Origin of the sequence: Yersinia sp. FDAARGOS_228, assembly GCF_002073315.2 — a bacterium.
GTDB classification, from domain to species: Bacteria; Pseudomonadota; Gammaproteobacteria; order Enterobacterales; family Enterobacteriaceae; genus Yersinia; species Yersinia intermedia.
On the sequence record NZ_CP020409.2, the window covers coordinates 2,455,875 to 2,478,365 of the forward strand.

Sequence of the window (22,491 nt, forward strand, 5' to 3'; positions counted from 1 at the left end):
TTCTAGCGAAATATCAGCCAGACAGCAAATAAAACTGCGAAAATCTCAGGCTAAATGCGGCTTAGGCAAGGGAGTCAGCCCGCCGGAAACGCCCCTGATAATCAAATATCTTCTCTCTAATTTGCCACCATTGCCCACGGCGGCGGGCAACGACAAAATCGGGATAACGTAACAGGGCTTGTTGCGCGATGATATCGGCCGCGGTTTGCCATTTCAGTGCCACACCGGGTGCCCGTTGGTGTGGGCGCAGGAAAATTTGTTCAAATGCCATACGCTGCGCGGCGGTGGTTAAGCGAAAACGTTCGCTGGTATCAGTGCCGTCTTCGTCGTAGTAGGTGATTTTCAGCCACTCGCCTTTGGCGTCATGACCCATATCCAGACTCATCCCGCCACAACGCAGCACCAGAGCGTCTTTTAATTTTAAGGCGGCTTTTAGCATATCATCGGGATCGACCAGAACTTCCTGGCACTGGTGACAGCGGCGGGCAGCAATGTCATTTTCCGCCCCACAATGCGGGCAGGACTTAAAGCGAAAACGATAATCACATTGCGCCCGCGTACCTTGTTCGTCTTCAAACCAACCCTGACAGCGGCGACCATAGTGTTCAATGATGTCACCTGACTCGGTGCATTTTCCCCAGAAGATATTGGCGAAGCCGCAATCCGGGCAAAATACCTGAACCGGCTGACTGCCACTATGTGGCTTGCTGGTACCCACTTCAGGGGTAAAAAGGTCATGGGGATTGCCAGCGTAGTCCAGAATCAGGCAATCTTCTTTACCCGGTGATAAGCGCAAGCCACGGCCAACTATCTGTTGATACAGGCTGACTGATTCAGTCGGGCGAAGAATGGCGATCAGATCAACATGGGGGGCATCAAAGCCGGTTGTTAACACCGCCACATTAACCAGATAACGCAGTTGTTGCTGCTTAAAGGCGGTGATTAACGCATCGCGCTCATTTGGTGGCGTATTGGCACTCACCAGTGCAGCCTCGCCTTTAGGCAGTAAACCATACACCTCTTTGGCGTGTTCAACTGTCGCGGCAAAAATCATTACCCCGCGACGTTGAGCGGCATATTCAATTATCTGATTAACAATATGCGGAGTAATTCGTTGCTGCTGTTTAAGTTCACGGTCTAAATCTGCCTCTCGGAACATGCCGTCACTGTTGCTGGTCAGGCGACTGAAATCATACTGCACCACGGGCATATCCAATCGCTCTGGGGGGACCAGAAAACCGTGCTTGATCATGTAGCGCAAGGGTAATTCATAAATACAATCGCGGAACAGGGACTTTTCATCACCACGGATAATACCGTGATAATGGAATTGATAAATCCAGCCTTTTCCCAACCGGTAAGGTGTGGCGGTCAGCCCCAGTAAGCGCAGCCGGGGGTTGGTTGCGCGCAAATGCTGGATAATTTGCTGATACTGGCTGTCATCGTCATCACTGATACGATGGCATTCATCAATAATTAGCAGCGAAAAGGCACTATCAAACAGGGGCAGGTTTCGTGCTACCGACTGCACACTGCCAAACACCACTTTCCCTGCGCTTTGGCGCTGTTGCAAGCCAGCGGCGAAAATATCTGCCTCTAAGCCGTAGGCGCAATATTTGGCATGATTCTGTGCCACCAGCTCTTTGACATGTGCCAGTACCAAAACGCGCCCACGGGCCAGTTTTGCCAATTCGGCGATCACCAGGCTTTTGCCCGCCCCCGTCGGTAGAACAATCAGGGCGGGTTCACTGTGGCGGCGAAAATGGGCAAGGGTGGCATCCACCGCCTCTTGCTGATAGGGGCGTAGTGTAAATGCCATTAGCGCGCCTGCCCGATGGTTTTCAACCCATGCTCCTGCAACACTTTCCTGCGCGTATGCGTGACATTTCTCTCTCTTATTATAATTAAACGCTTTCTAATATTATGCCTGTCTGAGGCGGTTGGCGCGAGGCCCCAAGTTATCCCTGATGGGGTATCGTGATAGATTCCGCCGTCTAAGGAGATAAGCCGTTTCTCAATAACGGCTTTTTACGTAACTGTTTCTAGGATGATATGGCAACCGCCGCTATACTAATGGGTCTGGTAGGCAGCAAATGATTTTCTCCCAACTGCTTCATTCATTTCACACCGTATTATGCGCATCCTGCTGTCGTTGGCAGGTGTGATTGCGGGTATCGTGCCCATCAACGGCACGACAATACAACAGGCAAAGTAGATTCAATGCGATTGGACAAGTTTTTATCTCAGCAATTAGGTGTCAGCCGGGCGTTGGTAGCGCGCGAGCTGCGAGCAAAACGGGTCACTATTGATGGCGAGGTGGTCAAAAGTGGTGCGATTAAGCTAACACCGGAACAAGACGTGAGATTTGATGGTAACCCATTACAACAAACCGTTGGCCCACGTTATTTTATGCTGAACAAACCGCAGGGTTATGTGTGTTCAACAGAAGACCCAGACCACCCGACCGTGCTGTATTTCCTTGATGAACCCGTGGCATACAAACTCCATGCTGCCGGGCGGTTGGATATCGATACCACCGGATTGGTGCTAATGACTGACGATGGCCAGTGGTCGCATCGGATCACCTCACCACGCCATCATTGCGAAAAAACCTATCTGGTAACACTGGAACATCCGCTGGCTGATGATACTGCACAACAGTTTACGGAGGGCGTGCAGTTGCATAATGAAAAATCGCTGACCAAACCGGCTCAACTTGAGGTCATCGAGCCTCAATTGGTGCGTTTAACCCTCAGTGAAGGGCGTTATCATCAGGTGAAACGGATGTTCGCGGCGGTGGGGAATCGGGTTGTAGAACTGCACCGTGAGCGAATTGGCGACATCAAACTTGATGACGATTTAGCGCCAGGCGAGTACCGCCCGTTGACCGCAGAAGAGATTGCCAGTGTCGGCGCACCTCATCTGTAATTGATTTTCTATTACAGCGCGGGCTGTCTTGCCGTTGATATTACACTAAATATTTCGAGTTGCAGGAAGGCGGCAAGCGATAGAGTCCCGATGAGTTGACGGGAGTCAATGATTCGGGTGAAAGAGCGTAGCCAACGCACATGCGGCTTGAAGTATGACGGGTATAACCCGCAGTAGGTTATTGAAGGAGTTGTTGAACGTGCATGCCAGTACTCAACATGAAGAGAAGAACCGGACATCCCACGTTGGCTTGATCTTTATCCTTGGTTTGCTATCGATGCTAATGCCTCTGGCCATTGATATGTATTTGCCGAGTATGCCGATTATTGCACAAGAGTTTGGTGTCGAGAGCGGTGCGGTGCAGATGACCCTTAGCGCCTATGTACTGGGGTTCGCCATCGGGCAAATGTTCTATGGGCCAATGGCGGATAGCATTGGGCGCAAGCCGGTTATCTTTTGGGGTACGCTAATATTTGCGCTTGCAGGTATGGCCTGTGCCATGGCGCAATCAATTGAACAACTGATTAACTTGCGTTTCCTGCATGGTTTGTCCGCTGCCGCCGCGAGTGTGGTGATTAATGCACTGATGCGCGATATGTTCACCAAAGATGACTTCTCACGCATGATGTCTTTTGTGGTGTTAGTCATGACCATTGCACCCTTGCTGGCACCGATTATCGGTGGTGCATTGTTGGTGTGGTTTAGCTGGCACGCTATTTTTTGGACGATGGCGGGTGCTGCATTGGTTGGTGCGATTCTGGTTGCACTGTTTATCAAAGAAACCTTGCCACGAGAGAAGCGGCAAAGGTTCCATTTGCGCACCACCATCGGTAATTTTGCTACGTTATTCCGCCATAAACGGGTACTGAGCTATATGCTCGCCAGCGGTTTTTCTTTTGCCGGTATGTTCTCATTCCTCAGTGCTGGTCCCTTTGTCTATATTGATTTAAATGGTGTTTCCCCGCAAAACTTTGGCTATTACTTTGCGTTGAATATCGTTTTCTTGTTCTTGATGACATTGATTAATAGCCGCAATGTACGCCGCTTCGGGGCGCTTAAAATGTTCCGATTTGGCATGCTAGTGCAATTTGTGATGGGTATCTGGCTGCTGGTGGTTTGCGCCACGGGTATGGGGTTCTGGGCGCTAGTATTGGGTGTCGCGGCGTATGTCGGTTGCATTGCCATGATCACTTCGAATGCTATGGCGGTCATTTTGGATGACTTCCCACATATGGCCGGTACCGCCTCTTCTCTGGCAGGGACCTTACGCTTTGGTATTGGTGCGGTAGTGGGAACGCTGTTGTCGATGGCGCCCTCCCGCAGTGCCTGGCCGATGGTCAGCTCAATGGCATTTTGTATTATTGTTGCCATGCTGTTGTATCTTTATGCCAGTCGCCCACATAAAAACGCGGTGAAATAACGGTAACCACACCCATTATCAAGGCTAAGCTATGGGTGCTTATCCGTTAATGGTTGCAGCAGAAGGTGAAGGGCCGCCTGAGGGTGTTCCCTTTACCCCATTATTTATCGTCAGTTTATTTATTGCTCCCTTATTCGATTATTTCCCTCATTTATTCCCGTCAAAATCGCCCGAATTGCCACTTAAAAACGCGCAGTTCTTGCGCTCAATCAATATAGTAAGCATGCATATCATTATTTATTGCATAGTTATGATTGGCACCATATTGTTAACTTTTTGAGCGTTCATATAAAAAATCGTCAATTGTGATTAACGCATTTTTATCAGATATTTCTGTCATCTAAACCGTTACGCGGATCCGTTAATCTATATATTTATCAATTAATTAATGTCATTCTGAGTCATGGAAATAACAGCTAATTGTTCGTTAAATGTAAAATTTTGACAGGCATTAAGTAATGGGTTTGCAAGAAAAATGGTTGAGATGGTCGCCATAAAGGTATAAATATAACGAAAAATGGGATCTAAATCTCAAACCGATAGTTTCAGTCTGATATGAAGGGCTGACGCGTGATTAAAAAAACAACACAAAAATGGCTTTGTTGGTTTTAAGTTTCTAAATTGTTATCAATGTTGTGTTTTGATGGGGGTTGAATCAGGCACAATGCCAACTTAACGGCTATAACTTTAATGAGTGTGAGTCATTGTGGTGCTTTTGTAATTTTTTGATTTTTTATTTTTACTAGGAAAAACACGTGAATAATATTCAACTTTCGGTAGTACATCGTCTGCCGCAAAGTTACCGTTGGTTATCTGGCTTTATCGGGGTCAAAGTTGAACCGATACCACTGACAACGATAGACGACAACAATAATAACCTTATGGGGCTGAAGTTACTCAGCCACGATGGTAGCGATGCGCAGCTTATCATGCAGCGGCTCCACCTCTCTCTACAAGAGATACAAGTGGATTCTGCGATAGTTGAGTGGGAAGGTGAACCTTGTCTATTTGTTCACACTCAAGATGAGAGTGCCACCATGTGTCGTTTGAAAGATGTCGGTGTTGCCATTGCCGAAACCCTGACCGCCTTGTATCCCTTCTGATTCGCTATTGCGCGTTGGTCGGTATTGTGTGTCACGGTGCTTTGTTATGGCCGCAACCTGACCTCAATCTGACGAGTCCGCAAATTGTAACAATAGCTGAGTATACTGCTGTTGGGGCGCGGCAAATATGGCCTGACAGTCACCTTGCTCCACCACCTCGCCTTGCCTTAACACAATTACCTGATGGCAGAGTGAGCGCACTACCTGCAAATCATGGCTGATAAATAAATAGCTGAGCTGATAACGCTGCTGAAGGGATTTCAGCAACGCCAATATTTGTGCCTGTACCGATTTATCCAATGAAGAGGTTGGCTCGTCGAGAATAAGCAACTGAGGTTGCAGGATCAGCGCACGGGCAATCGCAATACGTTGGCGCTGGCCACCAGAAAACTCGGTTGGATAGCGATAACGGGTGACCGGATCTAATCCCACTTCTTCCATCGCCTTGATCACCCGTTGTTCACGGTGCACAGCACTGAGTCTTTGATGGACTTCCAGCCCTTCAGCGATGATCTGCTGGACATTCAGGCGTGGATTTAGCGCAGAGTAGGGGTCTTGAAATACCACCTGAATTCGGCTGCGATAGGGCAGCATCTGTTTAGGGGTAAACTTGTGTAATGGCTGCCCGCTAAACCAAATCTCACCCTTTGAGGGTAACAAACGCAGTAATGCCAACCCTGATGTACTTTTCCCTGAACCTGATTCACCCACTAAGCCAAGGCTCTCACCGGGATTAAGGGTAAAACTGAGATCTTTCAACGCATAGTGGTAATCGACTGTGCGCCGTAATAAACCACGCTTGATAGGAAAGGCTACCTGTAGCCCTTTTACTTCAAGCAAAGGTTGTAGACCTGGCGTGAGGGGCAGTGGATCACCTTGTGGCTCGGCGTCTAATAATTGGCGTGTGTAGGGGTGTTGTGGGGTGCTAAACAGCGCCTGACGGCTATTCTGCTCCACCTTGCGGCCTTCACGCATCACTGCCACGTTATCTGCCAACCTGCGCACGATATTCAGATTATGAGTGATAAATAGCAAACTCATGCCCATCTCTTGCTTTAACTCTTTCAGCAAACTCAAAATCTGGGCTTGAACCGAAACATCCAGCGCAGTAGTCGGTTCATCGGCAATCAGTAATTTAGGTTGGGTCAATACCGCCATCGCGATCATCACCCGCTGGCGTTCTCCACCAGAAAGTTGATGGGGGAAATCGCCCAAACGCCCTTTGGCATTACGAATGCCCACGCGATCGAGACATTGAATAATCTCAACTCTGGCCGCCTCCCGGCGCATACCGCGATGCAGTGACAACACTTCGGCCAACTGTTTTTCAATGGTGTGCAGGGGGTTAAGTGACACCATTGGCTCTTGAAAAATCATTGAAATCTGATTGCCGCGCACTTGCCGCAGCGTTGGTTCATCAGCATGCAGCAGTGATTTCCCGGCAAACAAAATATCCCCGCCGGGATAGACCACCGGAGGTGAGGGCAGTAAACGCAATATCGACAGGGCCGTGACACTTTTGCCTGAACCCGATTCGCCAACCAGTGCCAGTGTCTCACCGGCATTGATTTGCAATGACAGCTCGCTGACCACCTCGCGATCAATATTCGCCTGACGAAATGCAACACTGAGATTTTGAATATCCAGAAGTGGTAAGGTCGCCATATCAGTACACCTTGCTTGGGTCAAAGGCGTCACGTACTGCTTCGCCGATAAAGATTAACAGCGACAACAGCACTGCCAATACCAGGAATGCCGTGATGCCAAGCCAGGGAGCCTGAAGGTTATTTTTGCCTTCTAATAGCAAACCGCCTAATGACGGTGACCCCATCGGCAGGCCAAAACCGAGGAAATCCAGTGACGTTAGCGTAGTTATCGAACCGCACAGGATAAAGGGCAGGAAGGTCAGTGTTGCCACCATGGCATTAGGCAGCATATGGCGCGACATAATAACCCGGTCACCCACCCCCATGGCCCGCGCTGCACGGATGTAGTCATAATTTCGGGTGCGCAGAAATTCAGCCCGCACGACACCCACTAATCCCATCCAACCAAACAGCACGGTGATGGCTAACAGCCACCAAAAGTTGGGTTGGACGATACTGGACAGCAGAATCACTAAAAACAGGGTCGGCATCCCCGACCACACCTCGATAAACCGCTGACCCCACAAGTCAATTTTGCCGCCGTAATAACCTTGTACAGCGCCAGCACAAATACCAATGACGCTGGAGAACAGGGTTAATGTCAGGCCGAATAGCAGCGAGATACGAAAACCATAAATGACTTTGGCCAATACATCGCCGCCGGTACTGTCGGTACCCAGCAAGTTGGTGCGGCTAGGTGGTGAAGGGAAAGGGACATCGGTTGCAAAGTTGATGGTGTTATTACTAAAGCGAATCGGTGCCCAGATAGCCCAGCCATTGTGATTAATTCGACCAATTACATAGGGGTCTTGATAATCTGCCGCAGTGGTTAAAATACCGCCAAAGGTCGATTCGCTATAATTAGTCATAAAGGGCATATAAATTCTACCCTGATAGTTCACCAGCAGTGGTTTGTCATTGGCAATCAGTTCGGCAAACAGGCTGATAATAAACAGTGTCAGGAAGATCCACAGTGACCAGTAGCCACGGCGATTATTGCGAAAACGCGCCCAGCGGGCCTGATTAATAGCACTTAGCCGTATCATTATTGGCGGCCCTCAAAATCAATCCGTGGATCAACCAAGGTGTAGGTGATATCACTGAGGATATTCAGCAGTAAACCAATCAGGGTGAAAATATAAAGGGTGCCAAACATCACCGGATAATCGCGCTGCAAAGTGGCGTCATAGCCCAGTAGTCCTAGCCCATTGAGTGAGAACATCACTTCGATCAACAGTGAGCCGGTGAAAAACATACTGATAAAGGTGGCGGGGAAGCCTGCGATGACCAGCAACATGGCATTGCGGAATACATGGCGATACAGAATTTTTTCTTCGGGTAACCCCTTGGCGCGCGCAGTAACGACATATTGTTTACGGATTTCATCAAGAAACGAGTTTTTAGTTAGCATCGTCAATGTGGCGAAACCGCCTATCACGGTAGCCAGTACCGGTAAGGTGATATGCCACAAGTAATCCGTTACTTTGCCGTACCACGGCAGGGTGTCAAAGTTACTGGAAACCAGCCCTCGCAGTGGGAATAGATCGAAATAACTGCCACCGGAAAACAGTACCACCAGTAAAATCGCAAACAGAAACGAAGGAATGGCGTACCCGATAATAATCAGCGTACTGCTCCAGGTATCAAAGGCTGTGCCATTGCGCACCGCCTTTTTAATGCCTAAAGGGATCGAAACCAGATAAATAATCAGCGTGCTCCATAGCCCGAGTGAAATAGAAACCGGCAGGCTATGTTTCACTAACGACATGACTGATTCGCCCCGGAACAAACTGTCGCCAAAATCAAAGCGAACATAGCTCCATAGCATATCGAAATAGCGCTGGTGCAGCGGCTTGTCAAAACCAAAGCGTTGTTTGATTTCGGCAATGACTTCTGGGTCTAACCCACGTGAACCACGATAGTTGCTATCACCCACTTGTGCTGCATTGAGACCGACTTTGGCACCACCCAGCCCGCCATCACCGCCCCCAGCCGTAAATCCACTGGAGTGACCCAATTCGATATTGGCAATCGCCTGATCAACTGGCCCGCCGGGCGCAATTTGGACGATAAAAAAGTTGATAGTAATAATTGCCCACAGCGTGGGAATAACCAGCAATAGTCGCCGTAACAGATATCCACCCACAGCAGCCCCCTAGTGACGTTCTGTTGGCAGGCGAGCTGCCTTGTTGACATCAAACCACCAGCTATCGAACCCGAGCGAATAGGTGGGGCGGTCTGCCGGCATCGAGAATTTATCCCAATAGGCAAAGCGGGCATGATTGGAGTACCACATCGGAATCATCAGGTAGTTCCAAGTCAACACCCGATCAAGTGCCCGGCCAAGGGACTGTAACGCCTCAGGCTGGTCCTGATGTTTGATAATCTCAGCAATCAATTGGTCAATAGCCGGATCTTTAATACCTGAAGAATTATAACTAGAGTCGATATAAGCCGAGCTCCACCAGATTTGCAGATTTGGGCTAGGGTAGGGGAAGGCACTGTAAACTGTCGGGATCATATCGTAATCCCGACTGCGCAGGCGGTTAACAAACTGAGAACTGTCAACTTCGCGAATATTCATGGTAATGCCCAAGCGCTGCAAATTATGCTTAAACGGTTGAACATATTGGAAGTTACTGCCACTGAGTAACAGCAATTCAAACACAAAAGGCTTACCGGTTTTACTGTTAACCAATTGCTGGTTTTTCACTTCCCAGCCTGCTTCGCTGAGTAGTTCACGCGCTTTTAACAGATTATCCCGCGAATCGCCGCTGCCATCGGTTTGAGGTGGCAGATAAATCTGCGTGAATACCTCTGCTGGTACTTTGCCCTTCAACGGAGCCAGCCAAGCCAGTTCAGCGCTATCTGGATAACCTTTTGCCGCATATTCAGTATTTTGGAAGAAGCTATTGGTACGCTGATAGCTATTGAAATAGAAGGCTTTATTCATCCAGTCAAAGTCAAAAGCTAACGTAAGGGCTTGACGAACTCGTCGATCGCTAAAAATCGGGCGTTGAACGTTAAATGCCAACCATCTCGTATTTTGTGCCGAGTTATCGACAATATCCTGCTTGGCGATATAGCTTTTCGCAAAGTTGCCACCCACATATTGTGTCGCCCAACTCTTCGGTGAGGTTTCTTCACGGAAATCAAATGCGCCGGCTTTAAAGGCTTCCAATGCAACTTTATCATCCAGGTAGTAGTCGTAGCGGATAGTATCAAAGTTATATTGGCCGCGATTAACTGGCAGATTGGCTGCCCAGTAGTCTCTCACCCGTTCATAGGTAACAAACTGGCCCATCTTATATTTGCCGATGCGATAAGGGCCGCTGCCAACGGGGGGTTTGCTGAGTGGGTCACTCAGTTTATGGTTTTGCCAGAAATGAGCAGGCATCACCGGTAAACCAAACAAACCTAACATTTTATCTTTATTCGGTTCCGGGAATTCAAAGCGCACCGTCAGCCGCGAAATGGCTTTCACCTGCACGCCTTTATAAATAATACGAAATTGTGGCACCCCTTCGGTCATAAACTTATTGAAGGTAAATGCGACATCTTGTGCGGTAATCGGGGTGCCATCATGAAAACGGGCGCGCGGATTTATATCAACTTCAATCCAACGGAAGTCAGGCGCAAAGCGGGCGGATTCGGCAATTAATGGATAGTAACTGCCAATCTCATCGTCTGAGGTACCAAATAGTGAGTCATACAGCCGCTCAGTGCGCATCGCTGGATTGCCGCGTAACGCATAACGGTTAAAGTTATCGAAGGTACCAATGGCGGATAGCGTGATATCTCCGCCTTTGGGGGCGGCTGGATTGACGTAATCAAAATGGCTGAAATCGGCTGAATACTTAGGTTCACCCAGTATAGCAAAAGAGACGCCTTCTTTGATGGTTTCAGCCTGTAGGCCAAAACTCAGGGCTGAAAGTACCAAGGCAGCAAATAGGCGTGACAACATATTGGCGGTAAGCTCCTGCGTTTCATTCCGATAATAATAATCTTAAACGAAATTACCAGTTTGCAGGGGATTAAAGCAAACATTAAGCCAAATATCCTTGTTACTTTAAGCCGTAGCAGTGGTAGTGGCGGCGACTCTGCCAAATAACGCACTTGAATCAGCTCATTGAGGCCATACAAGCTCAGTTAGACCGTGGCGTCAATGACTTTGGATAGGGTTTTGGGCTTACTATCTTTTTTATTACAAAATGCAACGAGAGCCTCAATAGATAGTGGTTTGCTGAGTAAGTAACCTTGTAAGTACTTAACGCCGTGTTGCGCCAAATATTGGAGCTGTTGCTCTGTTTCAACACCTTCAGCGACAGTTTCAATATTGAGCTTATTTGCCAACATTAATACTGAGTCTAATACCGGTGCTGCCACGGTATTAATACCAATGGTACTGACAAATCCACGATCAATTTTAATATAGTCTAAAGTAAAACGTTCTAAATAGATCAGGGCGCTGTGGCCGGTACCAAAGTCATCGACAGCGATTTGTATCCCCTGAGAACGCAGCCAGGCAAACTGTTTAATCGCCAGTTCTTCTTCAACCATGCCTCGCTCGGTAATTTCGAATACCGGTGCCACGATATCCGTATTTAATTGTTTTAACATCTGAGAAACATCTTTGCGGAAACTATCATCAGCAAGATGGACCGGGGAAATATTAAAGGCCAGTTTAGTCCCAACTTGAAGGTGGTCTGCCATTAATTTACTGTCTCTGACAATTAACTCAAATAGGTGGCGGGTTAATGGTTGGATCAGATGCTGAGTTTCCGCATAGGGAATAAAAAGATCCGGGGATATACGCCCTTCAATCGGATGTTGCCAGCGAATAAGCGCTTCCAAGCCAGATATTGAACGGTCGTGTGAGCGAAATACCGGCTGATATTCAACGAAGAATTCGCCGCGCCTAATACCGCGCAAAATTTCAGCTTCAGCACTTTGGCTGGCGATTAAAATATAATAAGCAAGGATGCCGACCAGACCGGAAAGTAATAGCCCCCCTAACAGGGTTATGCGAATATCATCAGCCGTCAGGCTGGTATGATAAATCAATATTTTAATCGGGTAGCCCGGTAGCTGAACTTCACGCGCGGCTCGAGACGGTAACTGGCTGATGGGTAAAACCTTAGTGTCAAAAGTCGTTACCGCGAACCCATCAATAATAATGGCTAAACCATTTACTTGATTACTAGAAGAGTTAAGTAATAAATAGGGGTGTAAGGTTAATTCCAATGTTGCCAATACACCGGTATTACCACGCCCAGCCTCGCGCAACCACACCCCGACCGCCGGTTTACTTGGCATCATCGGTGTTCCTTGCTGAATTTTAAAATCCAGTGGCTGGGATAAGTTTATTTTAGGATATAGCGCACTGCCCGCGACGTGCATATCGCCTGTTGCTGAAGAACAATAAGCGATACCGTCCCTAACCAATAAAAATGCTCTGACACCATTAGTAAATGCAGCCCGATAGTGGAGTGCCGGACTGGCTTGCTCACAACTCTTGGCACTTAGCGGGATAAGTTGAGACATGGTGGTAGTCAGTTCATTTAGAAACTGAGATGCATAGGAGATAATATGATCACTTTGTGTTGTTAATTTATGCTCGCTACTGCGATAAAGTAATGACAACGTAATAACGACAAAGCAAATAAAGAAACAGAGTGAGAGGATGACACTTTTTTTTACAAGATGGCGTTTGGATAAAATATTGCGGGAGAACGCACTGTTTGAACCCATGTTACGCCGCTCCTCAGCATGATCGATAAAGTGTGATGAGTATAAGTTAAGTTAACAGCGCAACGCCATCAGTTTGCCAATGTGCATTGTTAACAGTAATTAGCCTAGCCAATTGAATCTCCATTCATATAAATCAAAGATGCGGTTTAAATGCATCAAATAAATGAAACAAGCAAAGTTCATTTATACCGAGATATTTAGCAATATGCTTCGGTAAAACAAATCTCCAGCTTATTAACTCGTTCTACATGATTTTATAAAATGAATCGCTGGTAGAGATACCTGAACACCAGGAAGCTCATGGTTAAGCGGGAATAATCTTACACAGAAAATTCTTGGATTTCGCGCCTCTCAGACAAAAAAGGATGTTTCCTACAAATTGGCTGGAAATTTGGCCGGATACGAATCGATGAGGAGGTATGCTTAGACAATAAAAAACGCTACCAATGGCAGCGTTTTACAGTTTCGTTTGGTATCTCGGACAACAGGAATAAAATCAGCTAACTGCGCGAACCGCTGCTTAACACACGACGCCCATCGCGATAACGCTTATTCCAATAATCTTCGTTTAGGCTCGATATCGTCACGCCGACACTGGTCGATGCATGAACAAATTTATCATTACCTAAGTAGATACCGACATGGCGGCCAGTCGAACCTGCACGGAACAGCACCAAATCACCGGGGCGCAATTTAGTTCGTTGGATTTTTTTGCCAAGATCTTGCTGCTCAGAGGTTGAGCGTGGCAAATCCATACCAAATTGTTCACGGAAAGTGGTTTGTACAAATGCGGAGCAATCAATACCGCGTTTGCTGCTACCGCCTAAACGATAACGAACACCTTTCCACCCTGCATACTGTTCTAAAATCTTCGACTTGACGTCAACGTTGCGTACCATCGCTTCGAATTCATCCTGAGAGGCTTGCAGTAAAAGCCCATCTTTGTCATTAACTGCACGCATCTCAGTTTGCGCATTATGTAAGTTCGAAGTCTGTGATGAACTACACGCGGATAACATTACCGCTACTGCAACCGCAGGAATTACCCGCAGAATATATCTCATAATAGGTTGAGACTTGACCATTGTTGTTGTTTTCCCTTGCTGTCCTTACGACGGATGTCGCTACCAAAAAAACCAAACGAATCGAGATTATTGATTGAGATCCGATTAGACAATCACTTAACTGAATAACTGTGCTAGAACGCACAATATTAATCATGCAAGAGGCGAATGACCCAAATCCGAACACAAACGTTTTCGAGATTACCGTAATGATTAATAAAAGGCGAGACCTTTTACAACCATTATTATAGCTAAAGGTTATGTAACATAATGTAAGATTTCAGATTAAAAGTGGATAGCTGGATTTGTAGCCGTTTGGTAACAATAAAGAACCGAAAACGTTAAGGTGAGAGAAAGGCAAAAAATAGACTTTTTTGCCTTAATATAAGGCTGATAGCGTTATTGGCTGTTCGCCCCTGGGAGATTATGGTTAATGACATTAATTATCTTGTCACTTAATGGTGTCAGCAATACCCAGCCCATCCCAACCAGCACTATCGACAGTGAGCCGACAGCAATGTCAGTAAACCAATGTGCGCCAATCATCACCCGTGGCATTGAGAAGATAACGACGATCAGCAGGGCGATGGCAAAAGCACCTTGGGAAAAATAGCGCAGCATAAAGCAGGCAAAAATCATCAGCATCATGCCATGGTCACCGGGGAAACTATCACTGGATGCATCTTTGGTTGGAATACCGGTTAATTCACTGACGCGATTGATATTGTCAAACGTCAGGGTTGGACTAGGATGCGAGACGGGCAGTAGATGGCCTAATTGATTGAGGACCACCGCAGTTAATAGCATTACAACCCCGGTGACTATCAGGCGGCGGCGGCCTGCTGGCGTTTCCTTCATATAGAAGTACAAATAAAGTAGCCCCATACATATAAGGGAAATAACATCGAAAATCCGGTTGTTAGTGATTGCCACCAAATGCAGAAATAGAGGGCTGGACAGCAGATGTTGGTTAAAATAGTAAAATATTGCTGAATCTATTTTAAACCAAATGCCATGGTTCGCCGGGATATACCAAGATAGAAACAGGGCAATCCCAATAAAATTGAGCAGTAATATTGTCGGTAAATTACGACGGGTCATGCGGAACCTATAAATTGTCAATGTATAAATTGTGTAACAAATAAAAATCGAGGCACATTATAGCCCCTTATGTAGTCTGATATTCAGTAATTCATGCTGAAGCGTATTCCAATCCGCTTCAGTGGCACTAATCAGTTCAATCCGGCTGTCCAGCGGTGCTATTTGGCGTGTTTCTATTTGCAAGTCCACGCCTTGTCGATTAACCACCAAGGTGCCTTCAGCAATACGCATAACCCCTTTAACTCGCTCCACCGGATTTAACCGTATCCATTCCAACAATGGGACGGTATCAAACACCGTTTCTGCATTAAATACCCAACCACAGCTATGATAACCTTGCCCCTGATTCAGGGCCCGCCGCCAAGGTTCGATACCTTTCAAACTGAGTGCTGCGAGACCTTTTTGCCGTACTGAGCCGTGGTGATGTGTACCGTCGGGTAATTCATTATTATTACTGTGGGCGATATCCAATAGTGCCGCATCTATCTTCCCCTGTTCGGCATAATAGAGCGGGCGTGATAACGCTTGAAGTTCATGCCATTGTTGCAATACGTTGTTGTCCTGTGGGGTATAGGTATCCTGCTTATTTGCCACAATGATATCTGCGGCCGCCAGTTGGTCGCGGAAGTTCTCATTTTCTGCATAACGCGGTTCACTTAACTGGCGGGCATCCACCAGACAGAGGGTGGCACGCAGGTCAATCCAGGGTTGGTAAACATCAGAGGTTAGTAAAGACAAGATCTGTTTTGGATGCCCCAATCCAGTCGGCTCGATTAATAACCGATCCGGTTTTGCCTGCTGTAGCAGCATATTCAAACCCACTTGCATTGGTAACCCATTAACACAACACATGCATCCACCCGGTATTTCTTTTAATACCGCACCGCTGTCGGCTAGTAGCGCACCATCAATACCGATTTCACCAAATTCATTGACCAATACCGCCCATTTCTCATTCTCCGGTTTTTGTGACAATAAATGGCGGATTGTGGTGGTTTTGCCACACCCCAAAAAGCCGGTAATCAAGTTCGTTTTTGTCATCAGAGATCTCCGATCATAAATTTATTTTCAATAACCCCTCAAGAAAAGGCTCAAGTGTGTCGATGTTATTAGAAGAGGGTATAACACCAGCCAAGCTTATTATTAAACGAAAAAGGCTGAAAGACAGACAATTTCCTAGGCGTCTTAGGAACCTCGCCTAATAGCCTTGCCAGGTTAAGCAATATAATTCACTTCTACGAGGGATTTTAGTGGGTTATAGGCGAAGTCGGGCAATAAAAAATGCTCTGTCGTTCCCATCGAATTGGCTGGAATCCTCTATCATTTAAAATGACAGATATGAAAGTCGAGGTGGTTATGATGAATCTCCGAGTGCTTATTATGGTAGCAATAATGTCTTCATGGATAGTTTCTTTTGCTGCAAGTAGTGCGCAATCTGGCCGATCTGCCTCAGGAACAATCACATTTTATGGAGCCATTGTAGATAGTCCATGTGATACCGCTTTCATCGATAGTACCATTACAACGCGTTGTTATCGTAATGGTCAAACGCTGACTCAAAGGCAAACTGTCTCTGCCAGAATGCCTCTTACTGCCCGTTTACCCGGTAATTTAGCGTCCTCCCGTATGGAGTGGCTGAACCCGCAGCGTAATCTGGGAATCCTCACTGTCACTTATCTCTAATCTATTCAAACATTATGATGTATACATACAAGCACGGCTTATCACAGTGATAAGTCGTGCTAGATGCATGATGCTATTTGAATAAAATCATCTTGCCTGGCGGCAATGATATTGTTCGACCACATGATATACTCCTCCTTATTCAGACACCCTTTGGTCAGGCCAATTTGGTATTGTTTAGCCAATGCCTGATGCAGGAAATAAGGCTATGCGGTTATATCAGGAAGTAGGCAGTCAATTGCGCGAGGCAATTGTCAGCGGGCAATATAGCTTGGGCGATCGTTTACCGCCTGAACGTGACATCGCCGAAAATTTCAGTGTCAGTCGCAGTGTGGTTCGTGAAGCACTGATTATGCTGGAGTTGGAAAAATTGGTTGAGGTACGCAAAGGTTCAGGTGTCTATGTGGTTAATGTGCCTGCGATGCCAGCAAACGGTGAGTCTGCTGTTACTGCGGATTGTGGTTACGGCCCATTTGAACTGTTACAAGCCCGCCAATTACTGGAAAGCGAAGTCGCTGCTTTTGCTGCCATGCAGGCGACTAAAGCCGATATCATCAAAATGCGCCACGCTATCGAGCAGGAAAAGACCGCACTGGCCGCCGGAGCTGTGGATGAAAGTGCCGATGAGCTGTTTCATTATCTGCTGGCGCAATCAACACAAAATAGCGTGCTGGCCAATATGGTTACTGAGGCCTGGCAAGCGCGCAAGACCAGCGCTATGTGGCAAGTCGCTCACAGTCACACCCTTGATTTTAGCTACCGGTGGCAGTGGCTGGAAGATCACCAGAAAATCTTACAAGCGGTGTTACGCCGTGACAGCAAAGCAGCCAAGCAAGCCATGTGGCAGCATTTGGAAAATGTAAAACTGAAGTTGCTTGAGCTTTCAGATGCGGATCATCCAGATTTCGATGGTTATTTGTTTGAGTCTGCACCGTACCAGCTTGAAGAGTAATTTACCCTTCGGCCTTGAAGCTACAGGGGTGTTGGCTGCGCTCACTCACCCGAATCACTTACTTGAGTAAGCTCATCGGGATTTACTCTCTTGCCGCCTACCTGTAACTCCAATGACTTTGGGTAAACCCTTCGGCCTTGAAGCTACAGGGGTGTTGGCTGCGCTCACTCACCCGAATCACTTACTTGAGTAAGCTCATCGGGATTTACTCTCTTGCCGCCTACCTGTAACTCCAATGACTTTGGGTAAACCCTTCGGCCTTGAAGCTACAGGGGTGTTGGCTGCGCTCACTCACCCGAATCACTTACTTGAGTAAGCTCATCGGGATTTACTCTCTTGCCGCCTACCTGTAACTCCAATGACTTTGGGTAAACCCTTCGGCCTTGAAGCTACAGGGGTGTTGGCTGCGCTCACTCACCCGAATCACTTACTTGAGTAAGCTCATCGGGATTTACTCTCTTGCCGCCTACCTGTAACTCCAATGACTTTGGGTAAACCCTTCGGCCTTGAAGCTACAGGGGGGTTGGCTGCGCTCACTCACCCGAATCACTTACTTGAGTAAGCTCATCGGGATTTACTCTCTTGCCGCCTACCTGTAACTCCAATGACTTTGGGTAAACCCTTTGGCTTTGAAGCTACAGGGGTGTTGGCTGTGCTCACGAACTCGAATCACTTACTTGAGTAAGCTCATCGGGATTTACTCTCTTGCCGCCTACCTGTAACGCCAATGACTTTGGGTAAACCCTTCGGCTTTGAAGCTACAGGGGTGTTGGCTGCGCTCACGAACTCGATTGGAATTAATGAGCCTCATTCTTGAGGCTCATCCGGTAAGCGGGCTAAATTAATCCTGCTGCGCCAAACGTTTTACACTCTCTTTTGCGCCAAATTGTTGCAAGCTGAGATAAGCCTCGGTAACCGCATCAACAAATACCTGCTGCTGTGGTAAGGACTCGCCAAACAGTGATTTCAGCGATAGCAAACTCTGTACCCGGGCCACGCCATCTTCACTACTGGCGACACACTTTTTAAAACTGTCAGCCATGGGATCACGGATATCGATGGCCTGGCCGTTATCGTCGATACCCCCTACATAGCGCATCCAACCGGCGATACCCAATGCCAGACAGCGGTAGGCTCCGCCATGTTGTAAATGCCAACGCACAGAATCGAGCATCCGTTGAGGTAGTTTTTGGCTGCCGTCCATCGCAATCTGCCAGGTGCGGTGCTTTAACGCCGGGTTACTGTAACGCTCAATCAATTGATCAGCATAGGCGTTAAGATCCACCCCGGTGACGCGCAAGGTTGGCGCTTGTTCATCCATCATCAGGCGGCGAGCGGTTAGGCGATAGTTACTGTCGTCCATGCAATCATTAATATGTTGATAACCAGCCAGATAACCCAAATAGGAGAGATACGAGTGGCTGCCGTTTAACATGCGCAACTTCATTTCTTCGAACGGCAAGACATCATCGACTAATTGCACTCCAGCCAGTTCCCAGTCCGGGCGTCCCGCGACAAATTTGTCTTCAACCACCCACTGAATAAACGGTTCACAGGCAATGCCACAAGGGTCTGCTACGCTCAGGGTATCGGCAATTTCCTGCAAGGTTTCGGTGGTGGCAGCCGGAACAATACGGTCGACCATGGTGTTAGGGAAGGTGACATGTTGACTGATCCAACTGGCCAGTTCCGGGTTTCGGGCCATAGCCAGACCGAGGACGGCATTTTTCACTACGTGACCATTTTCTGGAATATTATCGCAAGAAAGCACCGTAAAAGGCGGCAGGCCACGTAAGCGGCGTAAGCGCAGGGCCTCTACCAGAATACCGGGAGCAGAGGTCGGCGCATCGGGTATCGCCAGATCTGCGCGGATAAACTCATTTTGCAGATCCAATTGGCCGCTACCTGGTTCGATGCAGTAGCCTTTCTCAGTAATCGTCAGGGAAACAATGGCTACTTGTGGTTCGGCCAGTTTCTCCAACACTTGGATTATGCCATCTAAGCGGGCATGGACTGACTCACATACTGAGCCGACAACAATGGCCTGATTACCTTGTGCCCCTTTTTCCAGTACGGAAAAGAGATGATTCTGTTGGCGTAAATTTTGAATCAAAACGTCGCCACCAAACAAGCTGACTTCGCAGATGCCCCAATCGCCTCCTTGCTTATTTAATACTCGGTCAGTGAGCAGTGCCTGATGGGCGCGATGAAATGCACCAAAGCCAATGTGAATAATGCGGCTTTTCAGTGCTGTTCTATCATAAGTAGGCTGCTGTACGGTTGAGGGAAGGGGGCTGTTGGCAATGGTGTTCATACGTGGCTCCAAAATCATTCACCCCACGATTATTACAAAGGGGCTGACATAAAAGGTGGCAAATAAAAAGTTGTTAGACCAGTTTTAGTCGGCTGTTTGTAGGAAAGAAGCCACACCATACTGACCTTTTTCTTTTGCTCGTTGCCATGAATATCGGCTTGCAGTGTAAAGCCATATGACAGAAAATAAAATTGGTAAGTCCAATATTGGTTATATTCGTGAGGTGGATCAACCAATGAGGTTTTGCTTTTTGACACCCGGCGGTTAAAAAGTAAGGATAAAGCTGAGTGATACCTATTGGAAATCGGTATAACAACATTTTTAGCACCTGAACAGTTTACGCAGAGAAGGTAAAAATAAATGGAACAAACATGGCGTTGGTATGGCCCGCATGATCCGGTGTCGCTGGATGATATCCGTCAGGCAGGGGCAACTGGAGTAGTGACTGCATTACATCATATTCCGAATGGCGAAGTATGGCCGGTGAGTGAGATCAAACAACGCCAGGCAGAGCTTGCCGCAAAAGGTTTGGTATGGTCGGTGGTCGAAAGTGTCCCGATTCATGAAGAAATAAAAACTCACAGCGGCAACTATCAGCAACATATTGAAAATTATAAGCAAACGCTGCGTAATCTGGCGGGCTGCGGTATTGATACCGTGTGCTATAACTTTATGCCGGTGCTGGACTGGACACGCACGGATCTGGAGTATCAGCTGCCAGATGGTTCCAAAGCATTGCGTTTCGATCAGATAGCATTTGCAACCTTCGAACTGCATATCCTTAAACGTCCGGGCGCGGTGAATGATTACACGGCGGAAGAACAGGCGCAGGCAGCAGATTACTTTGATGCGATGTCTGAGGCGGATATCGCCAAGCTGACGGGCAATATTATTGCTGGTCTGCCGGGGGCGGAGGAAGGGTATACACTGGATCAATTCCGCGCACGTTTGGCCGAGTATGACGGTATCGATAAAGCGCAACTGCGTGACAATATGGCTTACTTCCTACAGGCGATTATACCGGTTGCCGAACAGGTCGGTCTGCGAATGGCGGTTCACCCAGATGATCCGCCGCGCCCAATTCTTGGCCTGCCGCGTATTGTTTCCACCATTGAAGATATGCAGTGGCTAAAAGAGACGGTTGATAGTATTCATAACGGTTTTACTATGTGCACCGGCTCTTATGGGGTGCGGGCAGACAATGATCTGGTGAAGATGATCGAAACCTTTGGCGACCGTATTCATTTTACGCATTTACGTTCGACCTGCCGCGAAGGGAACCCAAAGACCTTCCATGAAGGCGGCCATCTGCAAGGCGATGTAGACATGTATTCAGTCGTCAAAGCCATCTTGACCGAAGAGCAACGCCGCCAGGCTGCTGGTGATATGCGCCCGATCCCAATGCGACCAGACCACGGTCATCAGATGTTGGATGATTTACATAAGAAAACTAATCCGGGTTATTCGGCGATTGGCCGTTTGAAAGGGTTAGCTGAGGTGCGTGGTGTGGAGTTGGCGCTGAAGCGGGCGTTCTTCCCTGAGCTAAAATAGCCCGCCATCTTTCAATACATTAAGGGCCAGAAATGGCCCTTAACTGTTTTATACCCAACCATACCCAATAGATTTCAAGATGCAGGAAGGCGGCAAGCGAGATACAAATCGGTCGGTACCCGATTTGTACAGCATTTATGCTAGCCCGCAGGGTGAGCCTCAAGGATGAGGCTCATTAATCCCGATGAGCTTACATAAATAAGTGATTCGGGTTATTGAGAGCAACCAACACACCTGCAACTTGAAAGATGAAGAGTATTGGGTGTTATTCAGCGCGGCCCATATAACGACGCTCCGCAATATGAATACGGATTTTCTCACCAGGGCTGATATATTCCGGCACCTGAATAGATAAGCCTGTGCTCATCACCGCAGGCTTGTTACGGGCGCTAGCAGATGCGCCTTTGATGCTGGGTGCAGTGTCAACAATTTCCATATCAACAGTCTGTGGCAATTCCAGCGCCAATAATTGGCCATCCATCGTCAGAACCTGCATGCCTGGCATCCCCCCTTCAGGAATAAATAACAGCTCTTCTTCGATCTGCTCTTTCTTGAAGTTATAAGGGGTGAAATCTTCATCATCCATAAAGACATATTCGTCGCCATCGATGTAAGAGAAGTTCACTGACCGGCGGGTCAGGGTGATGGTATCGAGGATCTCATCACCTTTAAAACGCTCTTCTACTTTTAAGCCGGTACGCACGTCAGAAAAACGCATTTTATACAGCGTACTTGCGCCACGGGCGCTTGGGCTTTGCACATCAATATCTTTCACCAGCAACAATTTGCCGTTGAGGTTGACCGCCATACCACGTTTTATTTCATTAGCTCTTGCCATTTATTAACCGCCAATCAGGATTGAAGATAAGTTGCGACAAGTTACTCGCGCCGCGAGTTTCAGGCAAGCAAATATCACCTTCATTGTTGAAGTCTCAGGGGGTGTTTGCTGGCGACCTGACGGCAACGCTAAACTCTGTG

18 protein-coding genes are annotated in these 22,491 nt (G+C 47.5%); 7 read left to right on the plus strand and 11 right to left on the minus strand.

Annotation, left to right across the window (positions count from 1 at the left end; all coding sequences use genetic code 11):
• Positions 1 to 61 precede the first annotated feature (61 nt).
• Complete coding sequence (locus A6J67_RS11315; RefSeq protein ID WP_050074081.1) at positions 62 to 1,819, minus strand: DEAD/DEAH box helicase; 1,758 nt, start codon at positions 1,817 to 1,819, stop codon at positions 62 to 64.
• Positions 1,820 to 2,220: 401 nt separating this feature from the next.
• On the opposite strand from A6J67_RS11315, the gene rsuA reads away from it, so the two are divergent.
• The 4 genes from rsuA to A6J67_RS11335 all read left to right on the plus strand — a co-directional run bounded on the left by rsuA (position 2,221) and on the right by A6J67_RS11335 (position 5,451).
• Positions 2,221 to 2,928, plus strand: coding sequence for a 16S rRNA pseudouridine(516) synthase RsuA (rsuA, locus tag A6J67_RS11320; protein WP_005190071.1), 708 nt, complete (start codon positions 2,221 to 2,223; stop codon positions 2,926 to 2,928).
• 199 nt (positions 2,929 to 3,127) lie between these two features.
• Entirely contained in the window at positions 3,128 to 4,348 is a 1,221-nt protein-coding gene (locus A6J67_RS11325) for a Bcr/CflA family multidrug efflux MFS transporter (protein WP_042568268.1), read from the plus strand.
• Between the two features lie 31 nt (positions 4,349 to 4,379).
• Positions 4,380 to 4,628, plus strand: a complete 249-nt coding sequence (locus A6J67_RS11330) for a hypothetical protein (protein ID WP_005190065.1) — start codon at positions 4,380 to 4,382, stop codon at positions 4,626 to 4,628.
• Between the two features lie 475 nt (positions 4,629 to 5,103).
• Positions 5,104 to 5,451 carry a YejG family protein gene (locus A6J67_RS11335; protein WP_005190062.1) on the plus strand — a complete coding sequence of 116 codons (348 nt, stop codon included), beginning with the start codon at positions 5,104 to 5,106 and terminating at the stop codon, positions 5,449 to 5,451.
• A 63-nt stretch (positions 5,452 to 5,514) separates the two neighbouring features.
• On the opposite strand, the gene yejF is transcribed toward A6J67_RS11335, so the two are convergent.
• The 8 genes from yejF to A6J67_RS11375 form a co-directional block, all read right to left on the minus strand.
• Positions 5,515 to 7,116: a microcin C ABC transporter ATP-binding protein YejF gene (gene yejF / locus A6J67_RS11340; protein WP_005190060.1), complete on the minus strand. Its 1,602-nt coding sequence runs from the start codon at positions 7,114 to 7,116 to the stop codon at positions 5,515 to 5,517.
• Position 7,117: 1 nt separating this feature from the next.
• A complete protein-coding gene (locus tag A6J67_RS11345) occupies positions 7,118 to 8,143 on the minus strand; it encodes an ABC transporter permease (RefSeq protein ID WP_032907355.1) in 1,026 nt (341 codons plus the stop codon).
• Positions 8,143 to 9,243, minus strand: a complete 1,101-nt coding sequence (locus tag A6J67_RS11350; RefSeq protein ID WP_005190057.1) for a microcin C ABC transporter permease YejB — start codon at positions 9,241 to 9,243, stop codon at positions 8,143 to 8,145. The genes A6J67_RS11345 and A6J67_RS11350 overlap by 1 nt, the downstream gene beginning before the upstream one ends.
• Before the next feature lie 9 nt (positions 9,244 to 9,252).
• Positions 9,253 to 11,061 (minus strand): extracellular solute-binding protein, encoded by a 1,809-nt coding sequence (locus tag A6J67_RS11355; protein WP_042568267.1) that lies wholly within the window; start codon positions 11,059 to 11,061, stop codon positions 9,253 to 9,255.
• A gap of 185 nt (positions 11,062 to 11,246) precedes the next feature.
• Positions 11,247 to 12,848: a cyclic di-GMP phosphodiesterase gene (locus A6J67_RS11360; RefSeq protein ID WP_005190051.1), complete on the minus strand. Its 1,602-nt coding sequence runs from the start codon at positions 12,846 to 12,848 to the stop codon at positions 11,247 to 11,249.
• Between the two features lie 500 nt (positions 12,849 to 13,348).
• A complete protein-coding gene (gene mepS / locus A6J67_RS11365) occupies positions 13,349 to 13,933 on the minus strand; it encodes a bifunctional murein DD-endopeptidase/murein LD-carboxypeptidase (protein ID WP_032907353.1) in 585 nt (194 codons plus the stop codon).
• A gap of 378 nt (positions 13,934 to 14,311) precedes the next feature.
• Complete coding sequence (locus A6J67_RS11370; RefSeq protein ID WP_050297059.1) at positions 14,312 to 15,013, minus strand: phosphatase PAP2 family protein; 702 nt, start codon at positions 15,011 to 15,013, stop codon at positions 14,312 to 14,314.
• A gap of 57 nt (positions 15,014 to 15,070) precedes the next feature.
• Complete coding sequence (locus tag A6J67_RS11375) at positions 15,071 to 16,054, minus strand: CobW family GTP-binding protein (RefSeq protein WP_050297060.1); 984 nt, start codon at positions 16,052 to 16,054, stop codon at positions 15,071 to 15,073.
• A 315-nt stretch (positions 16,055 to 16,369) separates the two neighbouring features.
• On the opposite strand from A6J67_RS11375, the gene A6J67_RS11380 reads away from it, so the two are divergent.
• Entirely contained in the window at positions 16,370 to 16,696 is a 327-nt protein-coding gene (locus A6J67_RS11380) for a membrane protein (protein WP_032907383.1), read from the plus strand.
• A 208-nt stretch (positions 16,697 to 16,904) separates the two neighbouring features.
• The gene (locus A6J67_RS11385) at positions 16,905 to 17,648 is read left to right on the plus strand and encodes a GntR family transcriptional regulator (protein WP_050074075.1); all 744 of its coding nucleotides are present in this window, start codon (positions 16,905 to 16,907) and stop codon (positions 17,646 to 17,648) included.
• 841 nt (positions 17,649 to 18,489) lie between these two features.
• On the opposite strand, the gene A6J67_RS11390 is transcribed toward A6J67_RS11385, so the two are convergent.
• Complete coding sequence (locus tag A6J67_RS11390; RefSeq protein WP_050297061.1) at positions 18,490 to 19,962, minus strand: mannitol dehydrogenase family protein; 1,473 nt, start codon at positions 19,960 to 19,962, stop codon at positions 18,490 to 18,492.
• Between the two features lie 360 nt (positions 19,963 to 20,322).
• Between A6J67_RS11390 and uxuA the strand changes: the two genes are divergently transcribed.
• Positions 20,323 to 21,513: a mannonate dehydratase gene (gene uxuA, locus A6J67_RS11400; RefSeq protein WP_042568264.1), complete on the plus strand. Its 1,191-nt coding sequence runs from the start codon at positions 20,323 to 20,325 to the stop codon at positions 21,511 to 21,513.
• Between the two features lie 265 nt (positions 21,514 to 21,778).
• On the opposite strand, the gene yeiP is transcribed toward uxuA, so the two are convergent.
• Positions 21,779 to 22,351 (minus strand): elongation factor P-like protein YeiP, encoded by a 573-nt coding sequence (gene yeiP, locus A6J67_RS11405; protein WP_005193072.1) that lies wholly within the window; start codon positions 22,349 to 22,351, stop codon positions 21,779 to 21,781.
• Between the last annotated feature and the right edge of the window lie 140 nt (positions 22,352 to 22,491).

Bases quoted from the DNA above. Each gene is read 5' to 3' on its own strand.
- A6J67_RS11355 (WP_042568267.1), bottom strand. From the start codon at position 11,061: ATGTTGTCACGCCTATTTGCTGCCTTGGTACTTTCAGCCCTGAGTTTT.
- A6J67_RS11385 (WP_050074075.1), top strand. From the start codon at position 16,905: ATGCGGTTATATCAGGAAGTAGGCAGTCAATTGCGCGAGGCAATTGTC.
- A6J67_RS11370 (WP_050297059.1), bottom strand. From the start codon at position 15,013: ATGACCCGTCGTAATTTACCGACAATATTACTGCTCAATTTTATTGGG.
- A6J67_RS11345 (WP_032907355.1), bottom strand. From the start codon at position 8,143: ATGATACGGCTAAGTGCTATTAATCAGGCCCGCTGGGCGCGTTTTCGC.
- yejF (WP_005190060.1), bottom strand. From the start codon at position 7,116: ATGGCGACCTTACCACTTCTGGATATTCAAAATCTCAGTGTTGCATTT.
- A6J67_RS11330 (WP_005190065.1), top strand. From the start codon at position 4,380: ATGGGTGCTTATCCGTTAATGGTTGCAGCAGAAGGTGAAGGGCCGCCT.
- A6J67_RS11390 (WP_050297061.1), bottom strand. From the start codon at position 19,962: ATGAACACCATTGCCAACAGCCCCCTTCCCTCAACCGTACAGCAGCCT.
- A6J67_RS11315 (WP_050074081.1), bottom strand. From the start codon at position 1,819: ATGGCATTTACACTACGCCCCTATCAGCAAGAGGCGGTGGATGCCACC.
- mepS (WP_032907353.1), bottom strand. From the start codon at position 13,933: ATGGTCAAGTCTCAACCTATTATGAGATATATTCTGCGGGTAATTCCT.
- yeiP (WP_005193072.1), bottom strand. From the start codon at position 22,351: ATGGCAAGAGCTAATGAAATAAAACGTGGTATGGCGGTCAACCTCAAC.
- A6J67_RS11360 (WP_005190051.1), bottom strand. From the start codon at position 12,848: ATGGGTTCAAACAGTGCGTTCTCCCGCAATATTTTATCCAAACGCCAT.
- A6J67_RS11375 (WP_050297060.1), bottom strand. From the start codon at position 16,054: ATGACAAAAACGAACTTGATTACCGGCTTTTTGGGGTGTGGCAAAACC.
- uxuA (WP_042568264.1), top strand. From the start codon at position 20,323: ATGGAACAAACATGGCGTTGGTATGGCCCGCATGATCCGGTGTCGCTG.
- A6J67_RS11380 (WP_032907383.1), top strand. From the start codon at position 16,370: ATGATGAATCTCCGAGTGCTTATTATGGTAGCAATAATGTCTTCATGG.
- rsuA (WP_005190071.1), top strand. From the start codon at position 2,221: ATGCGATTGGACAAGTTTTTATCTCAGCAATTAGGTGTCAGCCGGGCG.